25 protein-coding genes are annotated in these 25,255 nt (G+C 72.3%); 15 read left to right on the forward strand and 10 right to left on the reverse strand.

The features are described 5' to 3' along the window. Positions 1-57 precede the first annotated feature (57 nt). Together STRNI_RS14725 and STRNI_RS14730 are read right to left on the reverse strand one after the other, a co-directional pair. Positions 58-1,218 (reverse strand): winged helix DNA-binding domain-containing protein, encoded by a 1,161-nt coding sequence (locus STRNI_RS14725; protein ID WP_277411375.1) that lies wholly within the window; start codon positions 1,216-1,218, stop codon positions 58-60. Positions 1,219-1,298: 80 nt separating this feature from the next. Beyond that, complete coding sequence (locus tag STRNI_RS14730) at positions 1,299-2,849, reverse strand: MFS transporter (RefSeq protein WP_159486226.1); 1,551 nt, start codon at positions 2,847-2,849, stop codon at positions 1,299-1,301. A 147-nt stretch (positions 2,850-2,996) separates the two neighbouring features. On the opposite strand from STRNI_RS14730, the gene STRNI_RS14735 reads away from it, so the two are divergent. From STRNI_RS14735 to STRNI_RS14750, 4 genes are all read left to right on the forward strand, one after another. Beyond that, positions 2,997-3,989 carry a helix-turn-helix transcriptional regulator gene (locus STRNI_RS14735; protein ID WP_274738099.1) on the forward strand — a complete coding sequence of 331 codons (993 nt, stop codon included), beginning with the start codon at positions 2,997-2,999 and terminating at the stop codon, positions 3,987-3,989. A 79-nt stretch (positions 3,990-4,068) separates the two neighbouring features. Beyond that, positions 4,069-6,336: a heavy metal translocating P-type ATPase gene (locus tag STRNI_RS14740; RefSeq protein WP_277411376.1), complete on the forward strand. Its 2,268-nt coding sequence runs from the start codon at positions 4,069-4,071 to the stop codon at positions 6,334-6,336. Between the two features lie 327 nt (positions 6,337-6,663). Beyond that, entirely contained in the window at positions 6,664-7,602 is a 939-nt protein-coding gene (locus STRNI_RS14745) for a beta-ketoacyl-ACP synthase III (protein WP_018087500.1), read from the forward strand. 66 nt (positions 7,603-7,668) lie between these two features. Next, positions 7,669-8,091, forward strand: a complete 423-nt coding sequence (locus tag STRNI_RS14750) for a VOC family protein (protein WP_159486232.1) — start codon at positions 7,669-7,671, stop codon at positions 8,089-8,091. A gap of 65 nt (positions 8,092-8,156) precedes the next feature. Here the strand turns inward: STRNI_RS14750 and STRNI_RS14755 are convergent, their stop codons facing one another. The 3 genes from STRNI_RS14755 to STRNI_RS14765 form a co-directional block, all read right to left on the reverse strand. After that, positions 8,157-8,390: a hypothetical protein gene (locus tag STRNI_RS14755; protein ID WP_018089514.1), complete on the reverse strand. Its 234-nt coding sequence runs from the start codon at positions 8,388-8,390 to the stop codon at positions 8,157-8,159. A gap of 209 nt (positions 8,391-8,599) precedes the next feature. After that, positions 8,600-9,520, reverse strand: coding sequence for a glutaminase (locus STRNI_RS14760; protein WP_018089513.1), 921 nt, complete (start codon positions 9,518-9,520; stop codon positions 8,600-8,602). 10 nt (positions 9,521-9,530) lie between these two features. Beyond that, entirely contained in the window at positions 9,531-10,283 is a 753-nt protein-coding gene (locus STRNI_RS14765) for a helix-turn-helix domain-containing protein (RefSeq protein WP_229837977.1), read from the reverse strand. 79 nt (positions 10,284-10,362) lie between these two features. On the opposite strand from STRNI_RS14765, the gene STRNI_RS14770 reads away from it, so the two are divergent. The 3 genes from STRNI_RS14770 to STRNI_RS14780 all read left to right on the forward strand — a co-directional run bounded on the left by STRNI_RS14770 (position 10,363) and on the right by STRNI_RS14780 (position 12,459). After that, entirely contained in the window at positions 10,363-10,608 is a 246-nt protein-coding gene (locus STRNI_RS14770) for a hypothetical protein (protein ID WP_018089511.1), read from the forward strand. 246 nt (positions 10,609-10,854) lie between these two features. Next, complete coding sequence (locus tag STRNI_RS14775; RefSeq protein ID WP_020397727.1) at positions 10,855-11,445, forward strand: N-acetylmuramoyl-L-alanine amidase; 591 nt, start codon at positions 10,855-10,857, stop codon at positions 11,443-11,445. 45 nt (positions 11,446-11,490) lie between these two features. After that, positions 11,491-12,459 (forward strand): 1-aminocyclopropane-1-carboxylate deaminase/D-cysteine desulfhydrase, encoded by a 969-nt coding sequence (locus tag STRNI_RS14780; protein ID WP_277411377.1) that lies wholly within the window; start codon positions 11,491-11,493, stop codon positions 12,457-12,459. Positions 12,460-12,485: 26 nt separating this feature from the next. On the opposite strand, the gene STRNI_RS14785 is transcribed toward STRNI_RS14780, so the two are convergent. Beyond that, on the reverse strand, positions 12,486-14,087 hold the full coding sequence (locus STRNI_RS14785) for a Na+/H+ antiporter (RefSeq protein WP_277411378.1): 1,602 nt from the start codon (positions 14,085-14,087) through the stop codon (positions 12,486-12,488). Between the two features lie 58 nt (positions 14,088-14,145). On the opposite strand from STRNI_RS14785, the gene STRNI_RS14790 reads away from it, so the two are divergent. From STRNI_RS14790 to STRNI_RS14805, 4 genes are all read left to right on the forward strand, one after another. Beyond that, positions 14,146-14,406, forward strand: coding sequence for a UBP-type zinc finger domain-containing protein (locus tag STRNI_RS14790; protein WP_018089507.1), 261 nt, complete (start codon positions 14,146-14,148; stop codon positions 14,404-14,406). A gap of 32 nt (positions 14,407-14,438) precedes the next feature. Then, a complete protein-coding gene (locus STRNI_RS14795; protein WP_274738086.1) occupies positions 14,439-14,927 on the forward strand; it encodes a GNAT family N-acetyltransferase in 489 nt (162 codons plus the stop codon). 291 nt (positions 14,928-15,218) lie between these two features. Beyond that, entirely contained in the window at positions 15,219-15,632 is a 414-nt protein-coding gene (locus STRNI_RS14800) for an ATP-binding protein (RefSeq protein ID WP_006603191.1), read from the forward strand. Positions 15,633-15,675: 43 nt separating this feature from the next. Continuing rightward, a complete protein-coding gene (locus tag STRNI_RS14805; RefSeq protein WP_018089505.1) occupies positions 15,676-16,635 on the forward strand; it encodes an RNA polymerase sigma factor SigF in 960 nt (319 codons plus the stop codon). A 95-nt stretch (positions 16,636-16,730) separates the two neighbouring features. Here the strand turns inward: STRNI_RS14805 and STRNI_RS14810 are convergent, their stop codons facing one another. Next, positions 16,731-17,192 carry a hypothetical protein gene (locus STRNI_RS14810; RefSeq protein WP_277411379.1) on the reverse strand — a complete coding sequence of 154 codons (462 nt, stop codon included), beginning with the start codon at positions 17,190-17,192 and terminating at the stop codon, positions 16,731-16,733. 97 nt (positions 17,193-17,289) lie between these two features. Here STRNI_RS14810 and STRNI_RS14815 point away from each other — a divergent pair, with 97 nt between their 5' ends. Continuing rightward, positions 17,290-18,273, forward strand: coding sequence for a diacylglycerol/lipid kinase family protein (locus STRNI_RS14815; protein WP_093643141.1), 984 nt, complete (start codon positions 17,290-17,292; stop codon positions 18,271-18,273). Between the two features lie 320 nt (positions 18,274-18,593). Continuing rightward, entirely contained in the window at positions 18,594-18,851 is a 258-nt protein-coding gene (locus STRNI_RS14820) for a WhiB family transcriptional regulator (RefSeq protein ID WP_003983230.1), read from the forward strand. A 176-nt stretch (positions 18,852-19,027) separates the two neighbouring features. Here STRNI_RS14820 and STRNI_RS14825 read toward each other — a convergent pair whose 3' ends face one another. Both STRNI_RS14825 and STRNI_RS14830 read right to left on the reverse strand, forming a co-directional pair. After that, positions 19,028-20,500 carry a sensor histidine kinase gene (locus tag STRNI_RS14825; RefSeq protein ID WP_018089502.1) on the reverse strand — a complete coding sequence of 491 codons (1,473 nt, stop codon included), beginning with the start codon at positions 20,498-20,500 and terminating at the stop codon, positions 19,028-19,030. Between the two features lie 327 nt (positions 20,501-20,827). Next, the gene (locus STRNI_RS14830; RefSeq protein ID WP_093643135.1) at positions 20,828-21,457 is read right to left on the reverse strand and encodes a TetR/AcrR family transcriptional regulator; all 630 of its coding nucleotides are present in this window, start codon (positions 21,455-21,457) and stop codon (positions 20,828-20,830) included. Positions 21,458-21,618: 161 nt separating this feature from the next. Here STRNI_RS14830 and STRNI_RS14835 point away from each other — a divergent pair, with 161 nt between their 5' ends. Together STRNI_RS14835 and nagB are read left to right on the forward strand one after the other, a co-directional pair. Next, the gene (locus tag STRNI_RS14835; protein WP_159486242.1) at positions 21,619-22,392 is read left to right on the forward strand and encodes an SDR family oxidoreductase; all 774 of its coding nucleotides are present in this window, start codon (positions 21,619-21,621) and stop codon (positions 22,390-22,392) included. 271 nt (positions 22,393-22,663) lie between these two features. Further along, positions 22,664-23,446, forward strand: coding sequence for a glucosamine-6-phosphate deaminase (gene nagB / locus STRNI_RS14840; protein WP_277411380.1), 783 nt, complete (start codon positions 22,664-22,666; stop codon positions 23,444-23,446). Positions 23,447-23,703: 257 nt separating this feature from the next. Here nagB and STRNI_RS14845 read toward each other — a convergent pair whose 3' ends face one another. Then, on the reverse strand, positions 23,704-25,254 hold the full coding sequence (locus STRNI_RS14845; protein WP_277411381.1) for a glycoside hydrolase family 3 protein: 1,551 nt from the start codon (positions 25,252-25,254) through the stop codon (positions 23,704-23,706). Between the last annotated feature and the right edge of the window lies 1 nt (position 25,255).

Consider the following 25,255-nt stretch of genomic DNA (forward strand, 5'->3'; position numbering starts at 1 on the left):
CGGAGCGGAAACCCTGGGTCGCAGGGCCCGCTCCGGGGTGCGGCAGGCAAGTGCGGGCTAGGCGTGCGGCCCCACGCTCACCGTGCCGATCGTCAACTCCGTGGTGCCCTGGAGGATTTCGCCGACGCGCTCCACCTGGGCGTCCAGACCGCGCCGCTGCCGGGCGGTCAGCGGGGTCAGCGGCTCGACCGTGAGCTGAATCATCCGGCGGCCGGAGCGGCGCTGGTGCCAGACACCGGCGACCGTGCCGTCGATCAGCAGCACGGGGAAGTTCCCGGCCTGCCGCCCGGCCAGCGCGCGCTCGGCCGCCCGGCCGGGGAAGAGCAGATCGCGCGGCCGGCAGGCAATGCCGTAGGCGTCGAAATAGGGCAGCAGACGGACGCCGGAGGGTTCGGTGGCGGGTGTGTCGGTGTCGCCGGCCAGGACCCAGGCGGGTGAGCCCGCGAAGTCGACCTGCTGCAGTTCGCCGGCGAGGGAGGCGAAGAGCCGGGCCGCCCAGCCGGACGGGGCACCGGCCCAGGTCGCGAAGTCCTGCGGGGTGGCCGGGCCGTACGCGTACAGATAGCGCCGTACGAGCGCGGCGAGGGCGGTCGGGCCGTCCGCCGGGCGGAATCCGGGCAGGGCGCGCCGCGGGCTGGTGTAGGTGACCTTGCGGCCCCGGTTGGGGCCGAAGCAGAGGGCGCCGCGCTGGCCGGCCCGGTGCATCACCTGCCGCCAGCGCGGCCACTTCCCCTGGAAGGCGGGCATCACCGGATCGCCGGCCCAGGGCCCGGTGGCGGCGACCACCGCCTCGCCCAGCTCGTCGACGGTCAGCTCGGCGCCGGCCAGCGCGTCCTCGATCGCCGCGAGCACCTGCTCGGTCTGTGCGGGCGTGAGCCGGACGTCCGGGGCGAAGGGGCTGCTGCCGGCGGGTACGGCCGACAGCGCGCCGGTCCACATCGGCAGCTCGGCGGTGGGCAGCAGATGCACCGTGCCGCGCGGCCCGTACGTCTTGACCAGGCTGCGGTCGCACCACAGGGCGTCCTGGACGGCGGTGCGGGTGCCGTGGTCCGTCCGCAGCATGAGCGAGAGCTCCGCCGCGGACAGCACCTGGGCATGGGCCCCGCACAGCGCGGCGGCGATCCCCGCGGGGTCCTGCGCCACCGGCTTCCCGGCGAGCCCGGAGCGCTCCAGGCAGCGGGCGCTCGCCTCGTTCCAGGTGAAGGTTCTGTTCGGCACGGCGGGGCTCCTCGGCTCGATGGTGCGTCGGTTCCGGGCGGGGTGCGGGGGCTGTGCTGCCTTGATGCGGGGGTGTTCCGTCAGGAGACGAGGACGGGCTGCTGCTCCGCCTCCGCGCCGTCGCGGTCCGTCCGCTCCGGTGCCTCCGGGGCGGACACCCGCCGCGGCATCAGGAACAGCAGGCCGAAGATGAGGACCAGGCCGCCGGAGATCCACCACAGGGCGTGGGTGGTGGCGTCGACGAAGGCGGGCCCGAGCCCGGCCGCTGCCGCCGCGCCGCCCGGCTCCCCCGTACCGCCGACGACGCCGAAGAAGGCCACCGACGACAGGCCGAGGCCGAACGCCATGCCCAGCTGGCCGGTGGTGTTGAAGATGCCGGAGGCCGAGCCGGAGTGCTCGGCCGGGACCTCGGATATCGCCGCGTCGGTGATCGGGGCGACGATCAGGCCCATCCCGGCCCCCATCAGCAGCATCGCCGGTGCCATCTGCCAGGACTGCAGGGCGGTGCCGTAGTGCCCGGCCTCCCAGAGGTAGAGCAGCGCACCGGAGAGCATGATCAGCGCGCCGGCCTGCAGCACCGCGCGTCCGAACCGCGGGACCAGCTTCTGTACGGACATCCCGGCCGCGGTGGAGCAGGCGAGCGAGAACGGCACCCCGGTCAGCCCGGCGTGCAACGGGCCCCAGCCCAGCCCCAGTTGCATATGGAGCGTCCAGACCAGGAAGAAGAGGCCGCTGACCACGCCGAAGGTCAGCTGGACACCGGCACCCGCCGCGAAGGTCCGCACCGAGAAGAGGGAGAGTTCGACGAGCGGGGAGCCGTCCTTGCGGGCCCTGATCCGCTCGTAGCGGACGAAGACCGCCAGCACGAGCGGGCTCGCGGCCATCGAGACGAAGCCCCACAGCGGCCAGCCGGACTCGCGTCCCTGGGTGAGCGGGTAGAGCAGCATCAGCAGGCCCACGGTGGCCAGCGCGGTCCCGATGAGGTCGACGCGCAGGGCCTGCGTGGACCTGGACTCGGTGAGGAAGCGGCGGCCGAGGAGGATGCCGATGATCCCGACCGGCAGATTGATCAGGAAGATCGGGCGCCATTCCAGGCCGAGGAGGTTGCCCTCGGTGAGCAGGGCGCCGATCAGCGGGCCGCAGACCGCGCCGAGGCCGATCACCGCGCCGAACATCCCGAAGACCTTGCCGCGCTCGTTCGCCGGGAAGCTGACATGGATGATCGACAGCACCTGCGGCACCATCAGCGCGGCCATCGCGCCCTGCAGCACCCGCGCGCCGACCAGCATCCCGGGGTCCGTCGCGACACCGCACAGCGCGGAGGCGAGGGTGAAGCCGCCCATGCCGAGCAGGAACAGCTTCTTGCGGCCGTAGATGTCGCCGAGCCGGCCGCCGGTGATCAGGCCGAGGGCGAAGGCGAGGGCGTAGCCGGCGGTGACCCACTGCACGGCGCTGAAGCCCGCGCCGGTGTCCCGCTGGATGCTCGGGATGGCGATATTGACGATGGTCGCGTCGACCAGGTCCATGAAGCTCGCGGTCAGCAGGACGGCGAGCGCGATCCAGCGTCTGCGGCCGGCCGCCGCGGGGGCCGGGACGGCCGCCTCGTGGGCCGCGGGCACGGTCGTGGTCATGGGTGTTCTCCAGGGGAAACCGGTGCGGAAGGGAGCGGAGGCCGACGCCGGGCCGCCGGGCGGTGGCCGGCCGTGGCGTCGAGGTCTTCGACACTAGGGCCGCTGTAGGACAGCTCCGGTCCTACTTGGAGCGGCATCATCGATCCCATGAGTGAGACATCGGCGCGACTGCTGAATCTGCTGTCCCTGCTGCAGACCCCGCGCGAATGGCCCGGCAGTGAGCTGGCCGGGCGGCTGGGGGTCACCACCCGCACGATCCGCCGCGACATCGACCGGCTGCGCGAGCTGGGCTACCCCGTGCACGCCACGATGGGCGCGGAGGGCGGCTACCGGCTGGCCGCGGGCGCCGCGATGCCGCCGCTGCTGCTGGACGACGACGAGGCGGTGGCCATCGCGGTCGGTCTGCGCTCGGCCGCCGGGCACACCGTCGAGGGCATCGAGGAGGCGTCCGTACGGGCGCTCGCCAAGCTGGAGCAGGTGCTGCCGTCCCGGCTGCGGCGGCGGGTGGGCACGCTCGGCACCGCCACCGTGTCCCTGCCGTCCGGCGACCACCCGACCGTCGACCCGGAGCATCTGACGGTGCTCGCCGCGGCGATCACCAACCAGGAGCGGCTGCGCTTCCGCTACCGGGCCGGTGCCGGCGACCGCAGCAAGCGCCTGGTGGAGCCGCACCGCCTGGTCGCGTCGGGGCGCCGCTGGTATCTCGTGGCGTACGACAACGACCGCGAGGACTGGCGGATCTTCCGGGTGGACCGGCTGAGCGAGCCGTTCCCCACCGGCGTCCGGACCCCGCCGCGCACCCTGCCGGCCGCCGACGCGGGCGCCTACGTCCGGGAGCGGATGCAGGGGAGGGCCACGACCCACCGGGTGGTGGCGACCGTCTACGCACCGGCCGCGGAGGTGGCCGCCAAGCTGGGCGGCCCGGCGGCGGGCGAGGTAGAACCGGTCGACGAGGCGTCCTGCCGCTGGCACAGCACCCCCGATGCGCTGGAGTGGCTGGCGGTCCGGCTGGCGCTGCTGGGGCACGAGTTCACCGTGCACGAACCGCCGGAGCTGGCCGCGTATTTGCGGGCGATGGGCGGCCGGGCGAGCCGGGCGGCGGGGGCGGCGGCGGGCGAGGAAGAGGACGCGGCGCCGTGACGCCCCTCGCCGGGAATACCCTAGGGGGGTATATGGTTCTCCTTGGAGACACGCACTCCCAGCAGACCGAGGAGCAGGTATGACCACCGCGATCGGAGCGCACGGCGTCGAGTTGGAGATCGGCGGGATGACCTGTGCCTCGTGCGCCGCCCGCATCGAGAAGAAGCTCAACCGCATGGAGGGGGTCACCGCCACCGTCAACTACGCCACCGAGAAGGCGAAGGTGACGGTCGCGGAGGGCAGCGGCATCGCGGCCGCGGACCTGATCGCCACCGTGGAGAAGACCGGCTACACCGCGACGGTCCCGGAGCCGCCGGCCGCCGAACCGCCGGCCGACGACGCCGGGGGCCCCGCGGACGACCGGGACGGCGAGACGCACACCGCGCTCCGGCAGCGTCTGCTGGTCTCCCTCGCCCTCACCGTCCCGGTGGTGCTGATGGCGATGGTGCCTCCGCTGCAGTTCACCAACTGGCAGTGGCTCTCGCTGACCCTGGCCGCCCCGGTGGTCGCGTACGGCGCCTGGCCGTTCCACCGGGCCGCCTGGACGAATCTGCGGCACGGCGCCGCCACGATGGACACCCTCATCTCGATGGGCACCCTCGCGGCGCTGGGCTGGTCGCTGTGGGCGCTGTTCTTCGGCACCGCGGGCATGCCGGGGATGACCCACCCCTTCGAACTGACCCTGGCCCGCACCGACGGCAGCGGCGCCATCTACCTGGAGGCCGCGGCCGGGGTCACCACCTTCATCCTGGCCGGCCGCTCCTTCGAGGCGCGTGCGAAGCGGAAGGCGGGCGCGGCGCTGCGGGCGCTGCTGGAGCTGGGCGCCAAGGACGTCGCGGTGCTGCGGGACGGCCGTGAAGTCCGTGTCCCCGTCGGCGCGTTGCGCGTCGGGGACCGCTTCGTCGTACGGCCCGGCGAGAAGATCGCCACCGACGGGAAGGTGGTGGAGGGCGCCTCCGCCGTGGACGCCTCGATGCTCACCGGCGAGTCCGTCCCCGTCGAGGTCTCCCCCGGCGACACCGTCACCGGCGCCACCGTCAACGCGGGCGGCCGGCTGGTCGTCGAGGCCACCCGGGTCGGCGCGGACACCCAGCTCGCCCGGATGGCGCGGCTGGTCGAGGACGCCCAGAACGGGAAGGCCGCGGCGCAGCGGCTGGCCGACCGGATCTCCGCGGTCTTCGTCCCGGTCGTGATCGTGCTCGCCCTGGGCACCCTCGGCTACTGGCTCGCCACCGGCGCGGGCGCGGTGGCCGCCTTCACCGCGGCCGTCGCCGTCCTGATCATCGCCTGCCCCTGCGCCCTGGGGCTGGCCACCCCGACCGCCCTGATGGTCGGTACCGGACGCGGCGCCCAGCTCGGCATCCTGCTCAAGGGGCCGGAGGTGCTGGAGTCGACCCGGCGGGTGGACACCGTCGTCCTGGACAAGACCGGCACGGTCACCACCGGAGTGATGACGCTGACCGAGGTCCACCTCGCCGAGGGAGTGTCGGAGCCGGAGGTGCTGCGGCTGGCCGGCGCGCTGGAACACGCCTCCGAGCACCCCATCGCCCGCGCCGTCGCCACCGGGGCCGAGTCCCGTGGCGCCACCCTGCCGGCCCCGGAGGACTTCGTGAACGTCCCGGGCCTGGGCGTGCGGGGAGTGGTCGAGGGCCGTACCGTCCTGGTGGGCCGCGAGCAGCTGCTGAACCGGTGGAACCAGCCCCTGCCGCACGGGCTGGCGGCCGCCAAGGCTGCGGCCGAGGCCCGGGGCCGTACCGCCGTCACCGTCGGCTGGGACGGCGCGGCCCGCGCGGTGCTGGTCGTGTCCGACGCGGTGAAGCCCACCAGCGCCGAGGCGGTGCGCCGACTGCGCGCCCTGGGGCTGACCCCGGTCCTGCTGACCGGCGACCACGAGGCCGTCGCGAAGGCGGTGGCCGCCGAGGTCGGTATCGACGAGGTGATCGCCGAGGTGCTCCCCGAGGACAAGGTCGCGGTCGTCGCCCGGCTGCAGTCCGAGGGCCGCTCGGTCGCCATGGTCGGCGACGGCGTCAACGACGCGGCCGCGCTGGCCCGCGCCGACCTGGGGCTGGCCATGGGCACCGGCACCGACGCCGCCATCGAGGCCGGTGACCTCACCCTCGTACGGGGCGATCTGCGCACCGCGGCGGACGCCATCCGGCTGGCCCGTGCGACGCTCGGCACCATCCGGACCAATCTGTTCTGGGCGTTCGGCTACAACGTCGCGGCGCTGCCGCTGGCCGCGGCCGGACTCCTCAACCCGATGATCGCCGGTGCCGCGATGGCCTTCTCCTCGGTCTTCGTCGTGGGCAACAGTCTGCGGCTGCGGCGCTTCCGGGCACTGCCCTGACGGAGAGTGTCCGGTGGGTGCCCCAACGGGAGCATCCGGACGCCGGGCGGCTGCCGGGACGCGCCCGCGGGCGGAGCAATACCCGTGCGACGGCCCGGCTCTGCCGTTGGATCGGGCGGGCTGCTGCCCCCGCGCGGGCCGTCCCGCCGCCCGCGGGCGCCCCCTCGGCGGGGCCGCCCGCGGGCCCGGCACAGGGGGCCGGCCACCCCCGGTTCTGACAACAGTCTCCAGTTCTGGCGACCGAACCTTGGCAGTTCACGCAGCCGCCGGGCGGCACCGAGGGGTGAGACTGGTGGCCATACCGCCCACCCACGTACAGGGGAACTCATGACCGGGTCACGCGTCCTGGCCCTCGGCCATTACCAGCCCTCCGGCGTGCTCACCAACGACGACCTCGCCAAGATCGTCGACACCGACGACGCCTGGATCCGCAGCCGCGTCGGCATCCGTACCCGCCATGTCGCCGCCCCGGACGAGACCGTGGACTCGATGGCGGCCGCCGCCGCGGCCAAGGCCCTGGCCGCCAGTGGCCTGGCCCCGCAGGACATCGACCTGGTGCTGGTCGCCACCTGCACGGCCCACGACCGCAGCCCGAACGCCGCGGCCCGGGTCGCCGCCCGGCTCGGCCTGGACGCGCCCGCCACGATGGACCTCAACGTCGTCTGCTCCGGCTTCACCCATGCGCTGGCCACCGCCGACCACGCCATCCGGGCCGGTTCCGCGACCCACGCACTGGTCATCGGGGCGGAGAAGTTCACCGACGTCGTCGACTGGACCGACCGCTCGACCTGTGTGCTGGTCGGCGACGGGGCGGGCGCCGCGGTGGTCGGTGCCGCGCCGGAGCCGGGGATCGGTCCGGTGCTGTGGGGCTCGGTCCCGCAGATGGGCGGTGCGGTCCGCATCGAGGGCGAGCCGGCCCGGTTCGCCCAGGAGGGCCAGACCGTCTACCGCTGGGCCACGACCCAGCTGCCGGCCATCGCCCGCAAGGTGTGCGAACGCTCCGGGATCACCCCCGCCGATCTCGCCGGTGTGGTGCTGCACCAGGCCAACCTGCGGATCATCGAGCCGGTCGCGGAGCGGATCGGCGCGGTCAACGCGGTGGTCGCCAAGGACGTCGTCGACTCCGGGAACACCTCCGCGGCCTCCGTCCCGCTCGCCCTGTCCAAGCTGGTCGAGCGGCGCGAGATCGCCTCCGGGGCCCCGGTGCTGCTGTTCGCCTTCGGCGGCAACCTCTCGTACGCGGGACAGGTCATCCACTGCCCGTGAGACGGGCCGGGGGCCGGTGTCCGATTCGTTCAAGACCCGGCCCCGCGGGCTGCCTACGCTCGCCGTATGACCACTTCTCCCTCACCCACCACACCCTCCGCACCGCGGTTCGCGGCGATCGGCATGGTCGTCGCCGACATGGCCGCCGCCCTCGCCTTCTACCGCCGCCTCGGTCTGGACATCCCCGCCGAAGCGGACACCGCCCCGCACGCCGAGGCGCCGCTCCCCGGCGGGCTGCGGCTGATGTGGGACTCGTACGAGACCGCGCGGGCCATCGATCCGGACTGGACCCCGCCCCAGGGCGGCACCCCCACGGGGCTGGCCTTCGAGTGCGCCGGTCCCGCCGAGGTCGACAAGCTCTACGCGGAGCTCACCGACGCCGGCTACACGGGCGAGAAGCCGCCCTGGGACGCGTTCTGGGGACAGCGCTACGCCGTCGTACAGGACCCGGACGGCCATGGGGTCGACCTGTTCGCTCCGCTCCCCTAGGAGGACACACCCCCTGGGAGCAGGGGCCGGGGGCGCGCCAGGAGGAGCGGCCGGGGCGCGCCCGGCTAGCCGATGTCGCCGGGGTGCTCGCGCAGGTACAGCGCGCCGCAGGTGTGACAGAACGGCTCGCCCTTGGGCGTGCCCCAGACCTCGGCCGTCTGGGTGGCGGCGGCCGGGGCCAGCTCCCGTCCGCACATCGCCGTGGTGCCGTCCAGCCGCACCATGTGCCAGATCTTCACCGGCGTGTCCGCGTGCGGCAGAACGCCTTCCTCGTACTCAGCGCGCATCTCGTGCTCCATGGCGGTGCACCTCCTACGCCCACGATGCGCCAGCGGTTCGGAGGCCACAACGGCAACCGCAGGCGGGGCGCCGGGCCCCCGCGCCGCCGGCCGGAATCCTCCGCGGCGCCCCCGGTCAGAACACCGACCACACAGTCAGCGTCGTGCTGCCCCCCCGGGGGCAACCCCCGGACCCCCGGCCGGAAACCCCCGCAACCCCCGCAACCCCGTCAGAACACCGACCACCCGGTCAGCGTCGTGAAGTGGTCCAGGGCCGCGGCGCCCGCCACGGAGTTGCCGCGGGCGTCGAGTCCCGGGCTCCAGACGCACAGCGTGCAGCGGCCGGGGATGACGGCGATGATGCCGCCGCCCACCCCGCTCTTCGCGGGCAGCCCGACGCGGTAGGCGAACTCCCCCGCCGCGTCATACGTCCCGCAGGTCAGCATCACCGCATTGATCCGCTTGGCCTCGCGGGCCTCCAGCAGCCGGCTGCCGTCGGCGCGCAGCCCGTGGCGGGCCAGGAAACCGCCCGCCACGGCCAGATCCCGGCAGCTCATCTCGATCGAGCACTGCCAGAAGTAGTGCTCGATGACGCTGGGGACGGGGTTCTCCAGGTTGCCGAAGGACGCCATGAAGTGCGCCAGGGCGGCATTGCGGTCGCCGTGTTCGGCCTCGGAGTCGGCCACCGCCTGGTCGAAGGCGAGGTCCGGGTTGCCGCTCTCCTCCCGCAGGAAGTGCAGCATCGAGGTGCTGGCATCACCGGTGAGGGTCTGCAGCCGGTCGGTGACCACCAGCGCGCCCGCGTTGATGAACGGGTTGCGCGGGATGCCGTTCTCCGCCTCCAGCTGGACCAGGGAGTTGAACGGCGTACCGGACGGCTCGCGGCCCACCCGCTGCCAGATGTTGTCGTGGCCGTCATGGCTCTGCGCCATCACCAGCGCCAGCGAGAAGGCCTTCGAGATGGACTGGACGGAGAACGGGATCTCCCAGTCGCCGACCCCGTACACATCGCCGTGGATATCGGCCACCGCGATCCCGAAACGGTCCGCGGACACCCGCTCGAGCGCCGGTATGTAGTCGGCGACCCGCCCCTGTCGCACGAACGGCCTGGCATGGGCCGCTACCTCCTCGAGAACGGCCTGGTAGTCCATGACGGACACGCTAACCCGGGGCGAGCAGCACCCCCATCGGGGCCCCCGCCAGCGACTTCACCTCGCGCGCGAGGTGCGCCTGGTCCGCGTACCCGGCGTGCGCCGCGACCTGTGCGTAGGGCATCCCGGAGCGCGCCAGGTCGAGCGCGCGCACCAGCCGGAGCACCCGGGCCAGGGTCTTGGGGCCGTAGCCGAACGCGTCCAGGCTGAGCCGGTACAGCTGGCGTTCGCCGAGCGCGACGGCGCGGGCGACCTCGGCGACGGGGCGGCCGCGGGCGAGCGCCGCGGCGACGGCGGCGGTCCGGCCGTCCTCCCCGGTGCCTTCCCGGAGGCGGGCCGCGGCGGTCTCCTCCAGAAGGCGGCCGACACCGGTCGCGCTGCCCGGCGTCCCGGCGGCGGCCAGCATCTCGGTCAGCTCCCGTACCCGGCCGGCGGGCCACAGGTCCGCCAACGGCACCCGCCGGTCGCGCAGTTCCCTGGCCGGTACGCCGAAGACGGCGGGACCCTGGCCGGGCGCGAAGCGCAGCCCGACAAGGGCGGTACCGGGCGGCATGCCCTCCACGGACTGCGGCCCGGTGTCCGGGCCCGCCACCAGGAGCCGGCCCCCGCTCCAAATCAGATCCGTACACCCGTCGGGCAGCACGGGCCGGGCCGGGGACTGCAGGGTGCGGGTCCACAGCACCGCCCCGGCCACCCGGGAGGCACGCTCCCGGTACCCGCCGGATACGCCGGGTGGCCCCTTCGTGTCGCGCGATTCGCCCACATGCTCCAGCCTGGCACGGGAACCCCACGGCCGTCCGCGCCGTTGATCCCTTACGACACGGACCTCACGGAGGTGGCACATGTCAGGGTTTCTCGACCGCGCCAAGGAACAGGCACGGCAGGGGCTTGCACAGGGCAAGCAGAAGGTCGACGAGGTACAGCAGAACCGCGCCGGCAGCGAGCTGCTGAGAAAGCTGGGTGCCGCGTACTTCGCCGAGCGGCGGGGCAGCGGATCGCCCGAGGCGACCCAGGACGCACTCAACACACTGGAAGCGCACGTCAACGCCCACGGGGACGCGTTCCTGCACGACAAGGGCGCGCCTTAGGAGCAGGGCAGGCAGGGCTGGCAGGGCAGGCCCTGCGCGGACCGCCGCGGTTCCCCGGTGCGCGTCGCGCGCGACGCCGGGGCCGCCGGGCCGCCGCCGCCCCGACGAGCGGCCGAAACCGCTCGCACATTCCCCGAACGACTGGTCCGTTTTATGCCGTTCGGCTCCCTCCGTCCGGCCCCGTCCCGTACAAGCGAGACAGGAGGCGGCCGACGGGCGGCCGCCGTGTCCGCATCGGAGTGGGCCATGTCCGAACCACTGTCCGCCGCCCGGTTCCGCCGGGCGCTCACCGCTGAGGGGCTCCGGGTCGCGGAGATCGACGGCTGGGAGACGCACAACCGCAACGAGAAGGGGCCGTGGGGCCCGGTGCACGGGGTGATGGTGCACCACACCGCCACCTCCGGCGCCGAGAGCACCGTCCGGCTCTGCCACGACGGCCGCCCCGATCTGCCGGGCCCTCTGTGCCACGGTGTGATCACCAAGGACGGCACCGTGCATCTGGTCGGCTACGGCCGCGCCAATCACGCGGGCCTCGGCGACAGTGACGTCCTGCGCGCGGTGATCGCCGAGAAGCGGCTGCCGCCGGACGACGAGGCCGACACCGACGGCAACCGCGCCTTCTACGGCTTCGAGTGCGAGAACCGCGGCGACGGCACCGACGACTGGCCGCCGGCCCAGCTGGACGCCCTGGAGAAGGCCGCGGCCGCGCTGTGCCGGGCGCACGGCTGGACCGGACGCTCGGTGATCGGGCATCTGGAGTGGCAGCCGGGCAAGGTCGATCCGCGGGGCTTCCCGATGGACTGGCTGCGCGACCGGATCACCGCCCGGCTGAAGTGAGCGGCGCGGGGACGGGCCGGGCCCGCTCCCCCGGCACCCGGGACAATGGACCGCGTGACCAGCACCGCCCCCGGCCCGCCGCCGGACCCGCGCACCCTGCGCCCGCGCCTGCCCTCCCCCGTCCAGGAGGTCGAGGACGCGGCGTTCACCCGTCGCGGGGTACGGCTGCTGCTGAAGCGGGACGATCTGATCCACCCGGAGCTTCCGGGCAACAAATGGCGCAAGCTGGCGCCGAATCTGCGGGCCGCGGCCGCGGCGGGTGAGCGTGCGCTGCTCACCTTCGGCGGCGCGTACTCCAACCATCTGCGGGCCACCGCCGCGGCCGGCCGGCTGCTGGGCTTCGCCACCGTCGGCGTGGTCCGCGGCGACGAGCTGGCCGGCGCACCGCTCAACTGGTCGCTGGCCCGCTGCGCCGCCGACGGGATGCGGCTGCACTTCATCGACCGGGCCCGCTACCGCCGGAGGACCGACCCGGAGGTGCTCGCCGAGCTGCACGACCGCTTCGGCGCCTTCCGTCTCATACCCGAGGGCGGCAGCAACGCCCTTGCCGCACAGGGCTGTACGGAGCTGGGCCGGGAGCTGCGCGGGGCCGCGGACACGGTCGCGGTGGCCTGCGGAACGGGCGGCACCCTCGCCGGGCTCGCCGCGGGGCTGGGGCCGGGACAGCGTGCCCTGGGCTTCCCCGTACTGAAGGGCGGCCGGCCGCACTTCCTCCAGGAGACGGTCGAGGACCTGCAGCGCGCGGCGTTCGGCGGACCGCGCGGCGACTGGCGGCTGGAAGACCGCTTCCACTGCGGCGGATACGCCCGCCGCACCCCGGAACTCGACGCCTTCGCGGCGGCCTTCGAGGACCGGCACGGGCTGCCGCTGGAGCGGATCTACGTCGCCAAGCTGCTGTACGGGCTGACCACGCTGGCCGAGGAGGGCGCCTTCACCCCCGGCAGCACCGTGGCCGCAGTGATCACCGGAACCCCCGAACGGACGCCGGACGCCTCCGCCGACCGCGGCCCCTGACCCGCCCCGGATCACCTCGCCCGGCCCTAGGCGGCGCTTTCCCGGTAGGCCGTCGCCTCCTCCAGGTCCAGCCTGCGCAGCAGCGTCCGCAGCATCTCGTCGTCGATCCGCCGGGCGTCCCGCAGCTGGACGAACACCCGGCGCTCGGCGTCGATCATCTCCCGGGCCAGCCGCCGGTAGGTCTCGTCGGCGGACTCCCCGGTGATCTCGTTGGGCGCGCCGAGCCGCTCCCACACGGAGTTGCGGCGGCGCTCCATGACGCTGCGCAACCGGTCGACGAGGGGCCCGGGCAGGGCGTTGCGCGGGTCCTGGAGGAGCTCGTCCAGGCGCTCCTCGGCGGCCCGCGAGGCCTCGTTCTGCGCCTGCGCCTCGGCGAGCGTCTCGGCCTGGGTGTCCCGACCGGGCAGCTTCAGCGCGCGGATCAGCACCGGCAGCGTCAGCCCCTGGATGACGAGGGTGGCGATGACGGTGGTGAAGGTCAGGAAGAGCACGAGGTTGCGCGCCGGGAAGGAGCCGTCGCCGTGCAGTGCGGAGGGGATGGAGAACGCGATGGCCAGCGACACCACCCCGCGCATCCCGGCCCAGCCGACGATGACCGGTGCGGTCCAGGTGACTTCCGGTTCGCGGGTACGGATCCGGGCCGACAGCAGCCGCGGCAGAAACGTCGCGGGAAAGACCCACACGAACCGCGACAGGACCACGACGACGAACATCACGGCCGCGTACCAGAGGGCCTGCGCCGCGCCGAACTCCTCCAGCCCGCGCACCACGACCGGCAGCTGCAGCCCGATCAGCGCGAAGACCGCGGACTCCAGGATGAAGGAGACCATCTTCCAGACGGCGTCCTCCTGCAGCCGGGTCTCGAAGTCGACCTGCCAGGAGAGGTGCCCCAGGTAGAGGGCGACCACGACGACGGCGAGCACCCCGGAGGCGTGGAGCTGCTCGGCGGCCGCGTAGGCGACGAACGGGATGAGCAGCGAGAGGGTGTTCTCCAGCAGCGCCGACTCGCGCAGACGGACGCGCAGCCAGTGCAGCGGCACCATCAGGACGAGGCCGATGCCGATGCCGCCCACGGAGGCGACGGCGAACTGCTTGACCCCGTCGCCCCAGGTGACGCCGGCCCCGATCGCCGCGGCCACCAGGACCTTGTACGCGGTGATCGCGGTGGCGTCGTTGAACAGCGATTCGCCCTGCAGGATCGTGGTGATCCGGTGCGGCAGCCCGAGTTTGCGGGCGATGGCGGTGGCCGCGACGGCGTCCGGCGGGGCGACGACGGCCCCCAGCACGAGGGCGGCGGTCAGCGGCAGCCCCGGGATGACGAGATAGGCCGCATAGCCGACCACGAACGTCGCGAACAGCACATAGCCGACCGACAGCAGCGCCACCGGCCGCAGATTGGCCCGCAGCCCCAGATACGAGCTGTCCAGCGCCGCGGTGTGCAGCAGGGGTGGCAGCACCAGCGGCAGCACGATGTGCGGATCGAGGGTGTAGTCCGGGACACCGGGGATGTAGGAGGCCGCGAGCCCCGCGGTGACCAGCAGCAGCGGGGCGGGTACCGGCGTGCGGCGCGCCAGGCCGGCGACCGCCGCGCTCCCCGCGACCAGCAAAAACAGCGGCATGACAGCCATCGGCCCGTCCCGTCCCCGTACCCTTCACCGACCATCCCGGCGATCTAACCTGGCCATCATGAGCGAGTGCACGCACGTTGCCGAACTGCCGCGCCCCGAGCCGGTCCCGCAGAGCGCCACCTGCCTGGAGTGCCTGGCCGTCGGCAGCCACCCCGTCCAACTGCGGCTGTGCCTGACCTGCGGCCATGTCGGCTGCTGCGACTCCTCGCCGTTCCGGCATGCGACCAGGCACTTCGAGGAGACCGGCCACCCCGTGATGCGGTCGCACGAACCGGGGGCCTCCTGGCGCTGGTGCTTCACCGACCAGAAACTGGTGTGAAGCGATCAGCGGTGTGCGCTTAGCCTTCACACATGATCCGCGAAGCGACTCCCGGCGATGTCCCCGCCATCCTGGCCATGATCGGCGAGCTGGCCGCGTACGAACGTGTCCCCGAGGCCGCGCAGGCCACCGAGCCGCAGCTCAAGGAGGCCCTCTTCGGACCGCAGCCGGCCGTCTTCGCACTGATCGCGGAGGCCGATGACGCCCCGGTGGGCTTTGCCCTGTGGTTCCGGAGCTTCTCGACGTGGACGGGCACGCACGGTGTCCATCTGGACGATCTGTACGTCCGCCCCGAGGCGCGCGGCGGCGGCCACGGCAAGGCACTGCTCGCGGCCCTCGCGGAGATCTGCGTGGACCGGGGCTATGAACGTTTCGAGTGGCCAGTCCTGGATTGGAATGAACCGTCCATCGGTTTTTACCGGTCGATCGGCGCTCAGCCCATGGACGAATGGACGGTCTTCCGGCTCACTGGAAAGGCACTGCACAACCTCGCCGACACCTCGCGGGTCAACGGAGCGTAATCGGCATCGATTTGACAGTGCACACCCCTAGCCACTGTCCGTACCCGTGGCTTTACAATCAGTAACAGCGCGGGTGAAGGGCGACCGGGGCCGGATCGCCGTCCGGATGACAGCCGTGCTCCTTCCGGGCGACACCGGCCCACAGATCGCGATAGCGTCACAGCCGAACCATGTGGCGTGCCGAATCGTTCTCCTTTCGTCCGAGAGGAGAAAAGTCCGGCGCGAATATCCCGAACAACGCGAATATCGCGCATTCCAGCTCAACCAGCTTGTGCCACCTTGGAGGTGAGGGTGTCCCAGATCGCAGGCGAGCCCGGGACTCAGGACTTCGTGGAAGTCCGTCTGCCCGCTGCGGGTGCCTACCTGTCCGTGCTGCGTACGGCCACGGCCGGGCTCGCAGCCCGCTTGGACTTCACCCTCGACGAGATCGAGGATCTGCGCATCGCGGTCGATGAGGCCTGCGCGATCCTCCTGCAACAGGCCGTCCCCGGCAGTGTGCTGAGCTGCGTCTTCCGTCTCATCGACGACGCACTGCAGGTCACCGTGTCGGCTCCGACGACCGACGGCCGCGCCCCGGAGCGCGACACCTTCGCCTGGACGGTGCTCTCCGCACTGGCCGGCAAGGTCGATTCCACCGTCGCCGAGGATCAAACGGTCACTATCAGTCTGTACAAGGAGCGCGGCGCCGGTCCCGGACCGTCATGACCGAACAGGGGGCCCCGTGAAAGATCTCGAACGCGGCGGGAGGATGGCGTCCAGTGCGACCATCCCCGAGCAGCAGGCCCGGCCGCATCCGGTGGGCGTAGACGACCACGGCGGCCGGTTGGATGCGGCGGAGCAGGCAGAGCGGGCGGACCACATGGAGCAGAGCGAGCAGCCGGGACAGCAGGCGCATCAGCACGATGCGCCGGCCCCCGACGACAAGCTGCAGGAACAACAGCATTCCCCGGAGCCGCAGGACCGCAGCGGCGCCCGGGCGATGTTCTACGAGCTGCGCAAGCTGCCCGACGGCTCCCCGGAGCGCGCGGAGCTGCGCAACACCCTCGTTCGTATGCACCTCCCCCTCGTCGAGCATCTGGCCCGGCGGTTCCGTAACCGCGGCGAGCCGCTGGACGATCTGACCCAGGTCGCCACCATCGGCCTGATCAAGTCCGTCGACCGCTTCGACCCGGAGCGCGGCGTGGAGTTCTCCACGTACGCCACCCCCACCGTCGTCGGCGAGATCAAGCGGCACTTCCGCGACAAGGGCTGGGCGGTCCGCGTCCCGCGTCGCCTCCAGGAGCTGCGGCTGTCGCTGACCACCGCGACCGCCGAGCTGTCCCAGCGGCACGGGCGCGCGCCCACGGTCCATGAGCTGGCCGAGCATCTGGCGATCTCCGAGGAGGAGGTCCTGGAGGGCCTGGAGTCCGCCAACGCCTACAGCACCCTCTCCCTCGACGTCCCGGACACGGACGACGAGTCCCCGGCCGTCGCCGACACCCTCGGCGCCGAGGACGAGGCGCTGGAGGGCGTGGAGTACCGCGAGTCCCTCAAGCCGCTGCTGGAGGACCTCCCGCCGCGTGAGAAGAAGATCCTGCTGCTGCGCTTCTTCGGCAACATGACCCAGTCGCAGATCGCCCAGGAGGTCGGCATCTCCCAGATGCACGTCTCCCGCCTGCTGGCCCGCACCCTCGCCCAGCTCCGCGACAAGCTGCTCGTCGAGGAGTGATCGGCGCATGAAAGAGGTGGGCGGGGCCTTCGAAGGCCCGCCCACCGTGCGTTCCAGGGGCCCGAAGGACCCGGGGCGGCGCGTCCGCCCTGCCGTCAGGGCGTCTCCCGCGGCCCGATACCCAGCGCTTCGGTGGCCGTCGGGTTGACCAGCAGAACGAGCACGACGAGCGCGGCCACCGCCAGCCCGATGCCGGCCGCGATCAGCGCACCGCCACCGTTGACCAGCGTCCAGGCCACCGGCAGCGCCACGATCTGGGTGATCAGCGAGGGACCCCGGCTCCAGCGGCGGCGCAGCCACAGCCCCCGGGCGGCCACCAGCGGCAGCAGGGCGAGCGCGAGGACGGTGAGCCCGCCCATCTCCGCCTGCTGCGGACTGTCCGGCGAACCGGCGAGACCCATGATCAACATGTAGGCGCCGAGGGCGGCCAGGGCGAGCCCTTCGACCGCGGTGAGCGCCGCAGCGGCGCTCAGCCGGGTGGGCCGCGGGCCGGTCGGCTCGGCCGCGGCGGGGGCCCCGGCGGCTCGGGACGCGGACTGCTTCTGCTGACTGCTCACCCCAGCAGGGTAGCGCCGGCCCTCCCCGCCTCCGGCGAGGCCCCGGAGCCGGACGGGGGCGTGAGGCCGGTACCAGCAGGTAGGTACGCTGCTGCATATGCGCGCACTTCTCGTGGTCAATCCCGCAGCAACCACCACCAGTGCCCGCACCCGTGAAGTACTGACCCACGCACTCGCCAGCGACCTCAAGCTGGAGGTCGCACAGACCCAGTACCGCGGGCACGCCCGTGATCTTGCCCAGGAGGCCACCGAGGGCGGGGAGACCGACCTGGTCGTGGCGCTCGGCGGCGACGGCACGGTCAACGAGGTGGTCAACGGGCTGCTGGCCGGCGACCCCGATCCGGACTCCCACCCCCGGCTGGCGGTCGTCCCCGGCGGCTCCACCAATGTCTTCGCCCGTGCCCTCGGCCTCCCCAATGACGTCGTGGAGGCAACCGGCGCCCTGCTGGACGCGCTGCGCGACGGGAGCGAGCGCACCATCGGCCTCGGCCTGGCCGCGGGCACCCCGGGCAGCGTGGACGAGGGCGTACCGGATCGCTGGTTCACCTTCTGCGCGGGCTTCGGTTTCGACGCCGGCGTCGTCGGCCGGGTGGAGCAGCAGCGCGAACGCGGCAAGCGTTCGACCCACGCCCTGTACGTGCGACAGGTCGTACGGCAGTTCCTGGTCGAGGCGAACCGCCGGCCGGGCGCCCTCACCCTCGAACGCCCGGGCGGGACCGAGGGCACCACGGAGTCCGTCGAGGACCTGGCGCTGGCCATAATCTGCAACACCGCGCCGTGGACCTACCTGGGCAACCGTCCGATCTACCCGTCCCCCGACGCCTCGTTCGACACGGCCCTGGATCTGTTCGCACTGAGCAAGCTCTCGCCGCCCGCAGTGGCCCGGTACGCCACCCAGTTGCTGACGTCAACACCCCAGCGCGGGCCCCACGGCAAACACGCCCTCTCACTTCACGACCTCACGAACTTCACCTTGCATTCGCAGGTTCCCCTGCCCTTCCAGATGGACGGCGACCACCTGGGACTGCGTACGAGTGTGACGTTCACAGGCGTACGCCGTGCACTGCGTGTGATTGTGTGAGCAGTAGGGCCTAAAGTCCTTTCACTCGAACGTTTAGACTGGTTTCCACCCCCTGGAATGACGGCTGTGAGCTAGGCGACACCAAGGATTCAAAAAAAAGTTTCCGGAAGGGGTTGTATCCGCAGCCGAGGTTTGCGAGTCTCTTCATGGCGATCGGGACGGCCGCTTTACCGGCCCCCTTGAGAGCCCGAATCCTCCTCCTCATTCCACAGGACCGCGCCAGTTCATGACTGGAGTTCGGCCCTTCACTTGTGGAGGGATTCGTGAAAGCGTTCACATTCACAAGCAACGATCCCGTCACACGAGGAGATGGAGCAGCCATGGACTGGCGTCACCGCGCCGTTTGCCGCGAGGAAGACCCCGAGCTCTTCTTCCCTATCGGCAACACCGGTCCTGCGCTGCTGCAGATCGAGGAAGCCAAGGCCGTCTGCCGCCGCTGCCCCGTCATGGAGCAGTGCCTGCAGTGGGCGCTCGAGTCCGGCCAGGACTCCGGCGTCTGGGGTGGTCTGAGCGAGGACGAGCGCCGCGCGATGAAGCGCCGTGCAGCTCGCAACCGGGCGCGCAACGCCAGCGCCTGAGCCAGTAACCCCGTGGCCCCCGAGCCGCAGCGCGCAGTACACCCGATGCATCTCCGGCGCTGACAAGCCCCGTCGTTATCGCATCGCAACAGCTTTGAGCCCCGGACCGCATGGTCCGGGGCTTCCTGCTGTTCAGGGCCGGGCGGGCGGCGGCCGCCCGGCGCCGGCCCCGGAGCTCAGTGCTGCTTCTCGGCGCGTACGGGGACGTCGAGGATGACCTGGGTACCGCGCTCGGGCGCCCGCACCATGTCGAACTTTCCGCCCAACTCCCCCTCCACCAGGGTCCGTACGATCTGCAGCCCCAGGTTTCCGGCGCGATGCGGATCGAATCCCTCGGGCAGACCGCGCCCGTTGTCCTGGACGGTGACCAGCAGCCGCGGCTCGGTACGGCTCCCGCCACGCACCGCGCCGACCTCGACCACGCCGCGCTCCACCTGGTCGAAGGCGTGCTCCAGGGCGTTCTGCAGCACCTCGGTGAGCACCATCGACAGCGGGGTGGCCACCTCGGCGTCCAGGATGCCGAAGCGCCCGGTACGGCGGGTGGTCACCTTGCCCGGGGAGATCTCCGCGACCATGGCCAGCACCCGGTCCGCGATCTCGTCGAACTCGACCCGTTCGTCGAGGGTCTGGGACAGCGTCTCGTGCACGATCGCGATCGAACCGACCCTGCGCACGGCCTCGTTGAGCGCCTCGCGGCCCTGTTCGGAATCCATCCGGCGGGACTGCAGCCGCAGCAGCGCGGCGACCGTCTGCAGATTGTTCTTCACCCGGTGGTGGATCTCCCGGATGGTGGCGTCCTTGGTGATCAGCTCCCGCTCACGACGTCGCAGTTCGGTCACATCGCGCAGCAGGACCAGTGAACCGATGTGGGTCCCCTTGGGCTTGAGCGGAATGGCGCGCAGCTGGATCACGCCGTCCTCGCCCTCGACCTCGAACTCCCTGGGGGCCCAGCCACTGGCGAGCTTGACCAGCGCCTCGTCCACCGGGCCGCGGGCGGGCGCCAGTTCGGCGGTGGCCTGGCCCAGGTGGTGGCCCACCAGGTCGGCGGCGAGACCGAGCCGGTGGTAGGCGGAGAGCGCATTGGGGCTGGCGTACTGGACGACGCCCTCCGCGTCGAGCCGGATCAGCCCGTCACCGGCGCGCGGCGAGGCGTCCATGTCGACCTGCTGGCCGGGGAAGGGAAACGTTCCGGCAGCGATCATCTGGGCGAGGTCGGAAGCGCTCTGGAGGTAGGTGAGCTCCAGCCGGCTGGGGGTGCGCACGGTCAGCAGGTTGGTGTTGCGGGCGATGACGCCGAGCACCCGGCCCTCGCGGCGTACCGGGATGGACTCGACCCGTACCGGGACCTCCTCCCGCCACTCCGGGTCACCCTCGCGTACGATGCGGCCCTCGTCCAGGGCGGAGTCCAGCATCGGGCGGCGGCCGCGGGGAACGAGATGGCCGACCATGTCGTCCTGGTAGGAGGTGGGGCCCGTATTGGGCCGCATCTGGGCCACCGAGACATAGCGGGTGCCGTCGAGGGTGGGGACCCACAGCACAAGATCGGCGAAGGAGAGGTCGGAGAGCAGCTGCCACTCCGAGACCAGCAGATGGAGCCACTCGAGGTCGGTGTCGCTCAGAGCGGTGTGCTGGCGTACGAGATCGTTCATGGAGGGCACGTCTTGGAGCCTACCGGCGTACGGTGTATGTGTTGTGTCTGCACGGGCATGGACAAGTAAGAATGGTCTAGTCCAGAATTCAGCAAAGACCTCCGCCCTCCCCGCACAGGAGGGCGGAACGAGGCCGAAGCGCTCTCTGCCCTGACTGCGCCGAGGCCTCCGATCGACCGGTCCCAGGACGGGTCCGTGCCCCTACCGCACACAGGGGCGCCGCCCGCCCGCAAGACGGGACCGGCCGATGTCAGCTCCGGGCTGCGGTGCCGGACAGGTTGAGGGTCCTGTCCCGGCGCCGCGGCCCGCGGGTGCTTCTGGGGGTCTTCAGCGGGACGCCCCGCCCGCCTTCCGCGGCCACGCCTTGAGCGCCAGCTCGGCGATCGCCTCCAGCTCCGTCCGCTCCGCACCGTCGCGCGCCTGTTGGGACATCCCCTGGATGACGGCGCCGATGAAGGCGGCCAGGGCGCCGGCGTCGGTATCAGGGGGCAGCTCACCGGAGGCGATGTCCGCACGGATGGCGGCGGCGATCGCCCTGACGTTCGTCAGCCTCATCTCCCGCAGGGAGTCGGCGACTTCGGCCGAGGCGGGCGAGATGTTCAGGGCGGCGCTGATGACCAGGCAGCCGCGGGGGCGGCCGGGCAGGGTGTATTCGGCGGCGGCCTCGCGCAGCGCCCTTTCGACGCCCCGGCGGGCGGTCGGCTCCTCGGCCACGGCGCGGGAGAGGAAGCCTCCGTAGAGCCGCCCGTACTCGACCACGACCTCGTCGAACAGGGCCCGCTTGTCGCCGAACGCGGCGTAGAGGCTCGGGGCGCTGATGCCCATGGCGCGGGTGAGGTCGGAGATCGAGGTGGCTTCGTAGCCCCGCTCCCAGAAGGACCGGACCGCCTGCTCCAGGGCCGTCTCGCGGTCGAAGGACCGGGGCCGCCCGCGCTGTTTCGTCTCCTTGGTCGCCATGGCAGAAATTTTATAGCGGTCGGTACGGAAGGCGTGCTACGGTTTTTCTGTAGCGAGCGATACATAAATAGCTCGGTGCGGGGGCGCGTGCATCGGTGCACGTCGGCGCGCATCCATGTACGTCCGGGACATCCGCATACGGATCGGGGAGGGGCACTGCCATGAGTGCGCTCAGCGGCAAGACGGCACTGGTGACGGGAGGCAGCAGAGGGATCGGCCGGGCCATCTCGGAACGGCTGGCGAGGGAGGGCGCGCGGGTCGGTGTGCATTACGGCCGGGACGGGACCGCGGCCAAGGAGACCGTCTCGGCGATCGAGGCGGGCGGGGGCCAAGCCTTCGCGATCCAGGCCGAGCTGGGGGTGCCAGGAGACGCCGAAGCGCTGTGGGCCGCATTCGACGAGCAGGCCGAGGGCCTGGACATCCTGGTCAACAACGCCGGGATCAACAAGGCCGCCGACGGCACGCTGAAGCGGATCGAGTCGGTGACGGCGGAGGATTTCGACCTCCTCTTCGCGGTCAACACCAAGGCACCGTTCTTCATCGCCCAGCAGGCACTGCCCCGGCTGCGGGACGGCGGGCGGATCATCAACACCTCGACCGGACTGACGCGGGGCGCGGCCAAGCCCGAGTTGATCGCCTATGCCATGACCAAGGGCGCGATCGATGTGTTCACCTCGACGCTCGCCAAGGATCTGGGCCCGCGCGGGATCACGGTCAACGCGGTGGCGCCCGGGGCGGTGAACACCGATATGAATGCCGCATGGCTGCAGGGCGAGTCCAATGCCGAGGCGCGACAGCGGGTCAGGGAGATATCCCCGCTGGGCCGGATCGCCGACCCCACCGATATCGGCGACATCGTGGCCTTCCTCGCCTCGGACGACAGCCGTTGGGTGACGGGGCAGTGGATCGACGCGACGGGTGGCGCGCTGCTCTGACGAAGCGCCGTCCGGCGGGGCGGCCAGACGGCCGGTCGGACACCGGGCGGTCGGACACCGGACACGGGGCGCCGGACACGGGACGCCGGACACAAGGCACCAGGCTCCCGGGCACCGGGCACCGGGCACCGGGCACCGGGCACCGGGCACCGGGCACCGGACACCGGGAAAACTTGACCGGCCGTTCGGATGTGCCAACGCGTTCCGGGGGTCACCCTCTGCTAGATTGGTCTATACCACATGGACCATTCTCCAGAACGGCAGGCCAAGCGTGGAAGTTGTCATCGTTCCGGATGCCGTGGCGGGCGGCGAGCTGATCGCGGAGGCCATCGCCACCCTGGTGCGCCGTAAGCCCGACGCGCTGCTCGGTGTGGCCACCGGCTCCACCCCGTTGCCCATTTACGAGGCGCTGGCGGCGAAGGTCCGGTCCGGTGCGGTGGACGCCTCACGGGCGCGCATCTGCCAGCTCGACGAGTACGTCGGACTGCCGGCCGGGCACCCCGAGTCCTACCGTTCGGTGGTCCTGCGCGAGGTGGTCGAGCCACTCGGCCTCGGTGAGCAGTCCTTCATGGGCCCCGATGGTGCGGCCGAGGATGTCCAGGCCGCCTGCGAGGCGTACGACCGTGCGCTGCGCGAGGCGGGCGGTGTGGACCTCCAGCTGCTCGGTATCGGCACGGACGGGCACATCGGCTTCAACGAGCCCTGCTCGTCGCTCGCTTCGCGTACCCGTATCAAGACGCTGACCCAGCAGACCCGGGAGGACAACGCCCGGTTCTTCGACAGCCTCGCCGAGGTGCCGCACCACGTCATCACCCAGGGCATCGGCACCATCCTGGAGGCCCGCCATCTGGTGCTGCTCGCCACGGGCGAGGGCAAGGCCGACGCGGTGGCCCATGCCGTCGAGGGCCCGGTCGCCGCACTGGTCCCGGCCTCAGCACTGCAGCTGCACCCGCATGCGACGGTCGTCGTGGACGAGGCCGCCGCCGCCAAGCTGAAGCTCGCCGACTACTTCCGCGCCACCTACGCGGCAAAGCCGGCCTGGCAGGGCCTCTAGGTCTGCCCGGTACGCCTGGCCGGCTGGCCGGTGTACGCCTGGCCGGTGTACGCCTGGCCGGTGGGATCAGGGTCGGACCGCCCTTGGGAAGGTTCCGGCCGCCGGCAGGCGCGGAGTCGCGGCCCGGGCTTGCGCCGGGTGGCGGACTCCGGCGTCCGTAGAGGCCGCGTGGTCTTCCGCCGGGCGCCGGGCTCCGTCCCGTGGAGACAGGGGGCCATGTGCTGGAGGACGGTCTCCGGCGCGAAGCGGCAGTGGCATCACTCGTCGGGCGAAAGCCGCTGGTCCGTGAGGGCTTCGGCGGCGGCCTGGGCGCAGACTCGGGCGGCGCCGTGGGTGGCGAGGTGGAGGGCGCCTTGGGGTGGGGCCTGGGGGACGCCCATTTCGACGACCGCGGTGTCGGGGCGGGCGGCGAGGAGGGTGCTGAGCGCTTCGGCCATCCAGGGGTGGCGGTGGACGTCGCGGACCACGGCGACGACGCGGCGTCCGGCGGCCGCGGTGAGCAGGCCGTCGACCAGCGCGGCGGTGCCGGCCGCGGCGGCGGCTTCGGCGGTGCAGGTGGCGGTCTCGGTGCCCGGGAGGAGGCGGGCGAGTTCGGCGGCGACGCCCCAGGGCGTCTCGTCGCCCACGGCGATATTGGCGAGGGGGGTGAAGGCGGCGACGTAGGCGGGCTCGGCCAGGGGCGCGTATGGGCCGGCGGCGGTGAGGCGCAGGGCGCGCCGGGCCGCGGTGAGGCCGATTCCGGGCGCGGGCGCGACCCCCTCCCCCACATCCGCGCTCCGGGTCCGGCCCGCCAGGGCACGCACCCGTGCCGCGGCGTCGGCGAGCCGCTGCTCCGGCAGTTCGCCGTCGCGCACCGCCCGCACCAAGGCGTCGCGCAGTCGCAGCACGATGTCCTCGTCCGCCAGTCCGCCGCCCACGCAAATGGCGTCGGCACCGGCCGCGAGGGCCAGTACGCTGCCGCGCTCGATGCCGTAGGTGGCGGAGATGGCCTGCATCTCCATCCCGTCGGTGACGATCAGCCCGTCGAAGCCGAGGCCGCCCTCGGTGGCGGGGGCCCGCAGCAGACCGTGCAGCGCGGCCGGGCTGAGCGTCGCCGGGTGCTCACCGTCCAGCGCGGGCAGCAGGATGTGGGCGCTCATCACGGCCCGGGTGCCGGCGGCGACGGCGGCGCGGAACGGCACCAGTTCGCGCTCCTGGAGGGTGGGCAGATCGACGGCGATACGCGGCAGGTCGTGATGGGAGTCCACGGCGGTGTCGCCGTGGCCGGGGAAGTGCTTGGTGCAGGCGGCGACGCCCGCGGACTGCAGGCCCTCGACATAGGCGGCGGTGTGCCGCGCGACCAGCTGCGGATCGGCGCCGAAGGAGCGGACGCCGATGACCGGGTTGCCGGGGTTGGAGTTGACGTCGGCGGAGGGGGCCCAGTTGAGGTTGATGCCGCAGTCGGCCAGCCGGCGGCCGAGTTCGCGGGCCACCGCGCGGGTCAGGGCGGTGTCGTCGACGGCACCGAGCGCATGGTTGCCGGGGAAGGAGGAGCCGCCGCGCACTTCGAGACGGGTGACATCGCCGCCCTCCTCGTCGATGGCGACGATCAGTTCCTCGCGTTCGGCGCGCAACCGGCCGGTGAGTGCGGCGAGTTGTGCCGGATCGGCGACATTGCGGCCGAAGAGGCCGACCGAGACCAGGCCCTCGCCGAGCCGGCGGAGCAGCCAGTCGGGCGCGGTGGTGCCGGTGAAGCCGGGCTGGAGGACGGCGAGCGCATCGCGGGTGAGGGTGTCGGCGGAGCGTACGGAGCGTACGAGGGGCGTCATG

It is taken from the genome of Streptomyces nigrescens (assembly GCF_027626975.1).
GTDB lineage: Bacteria > Actinomycetota > Actinomycetes > Streptomycetales > Streptomycetaceae > Streptomyces > Streptomyces nigrescens.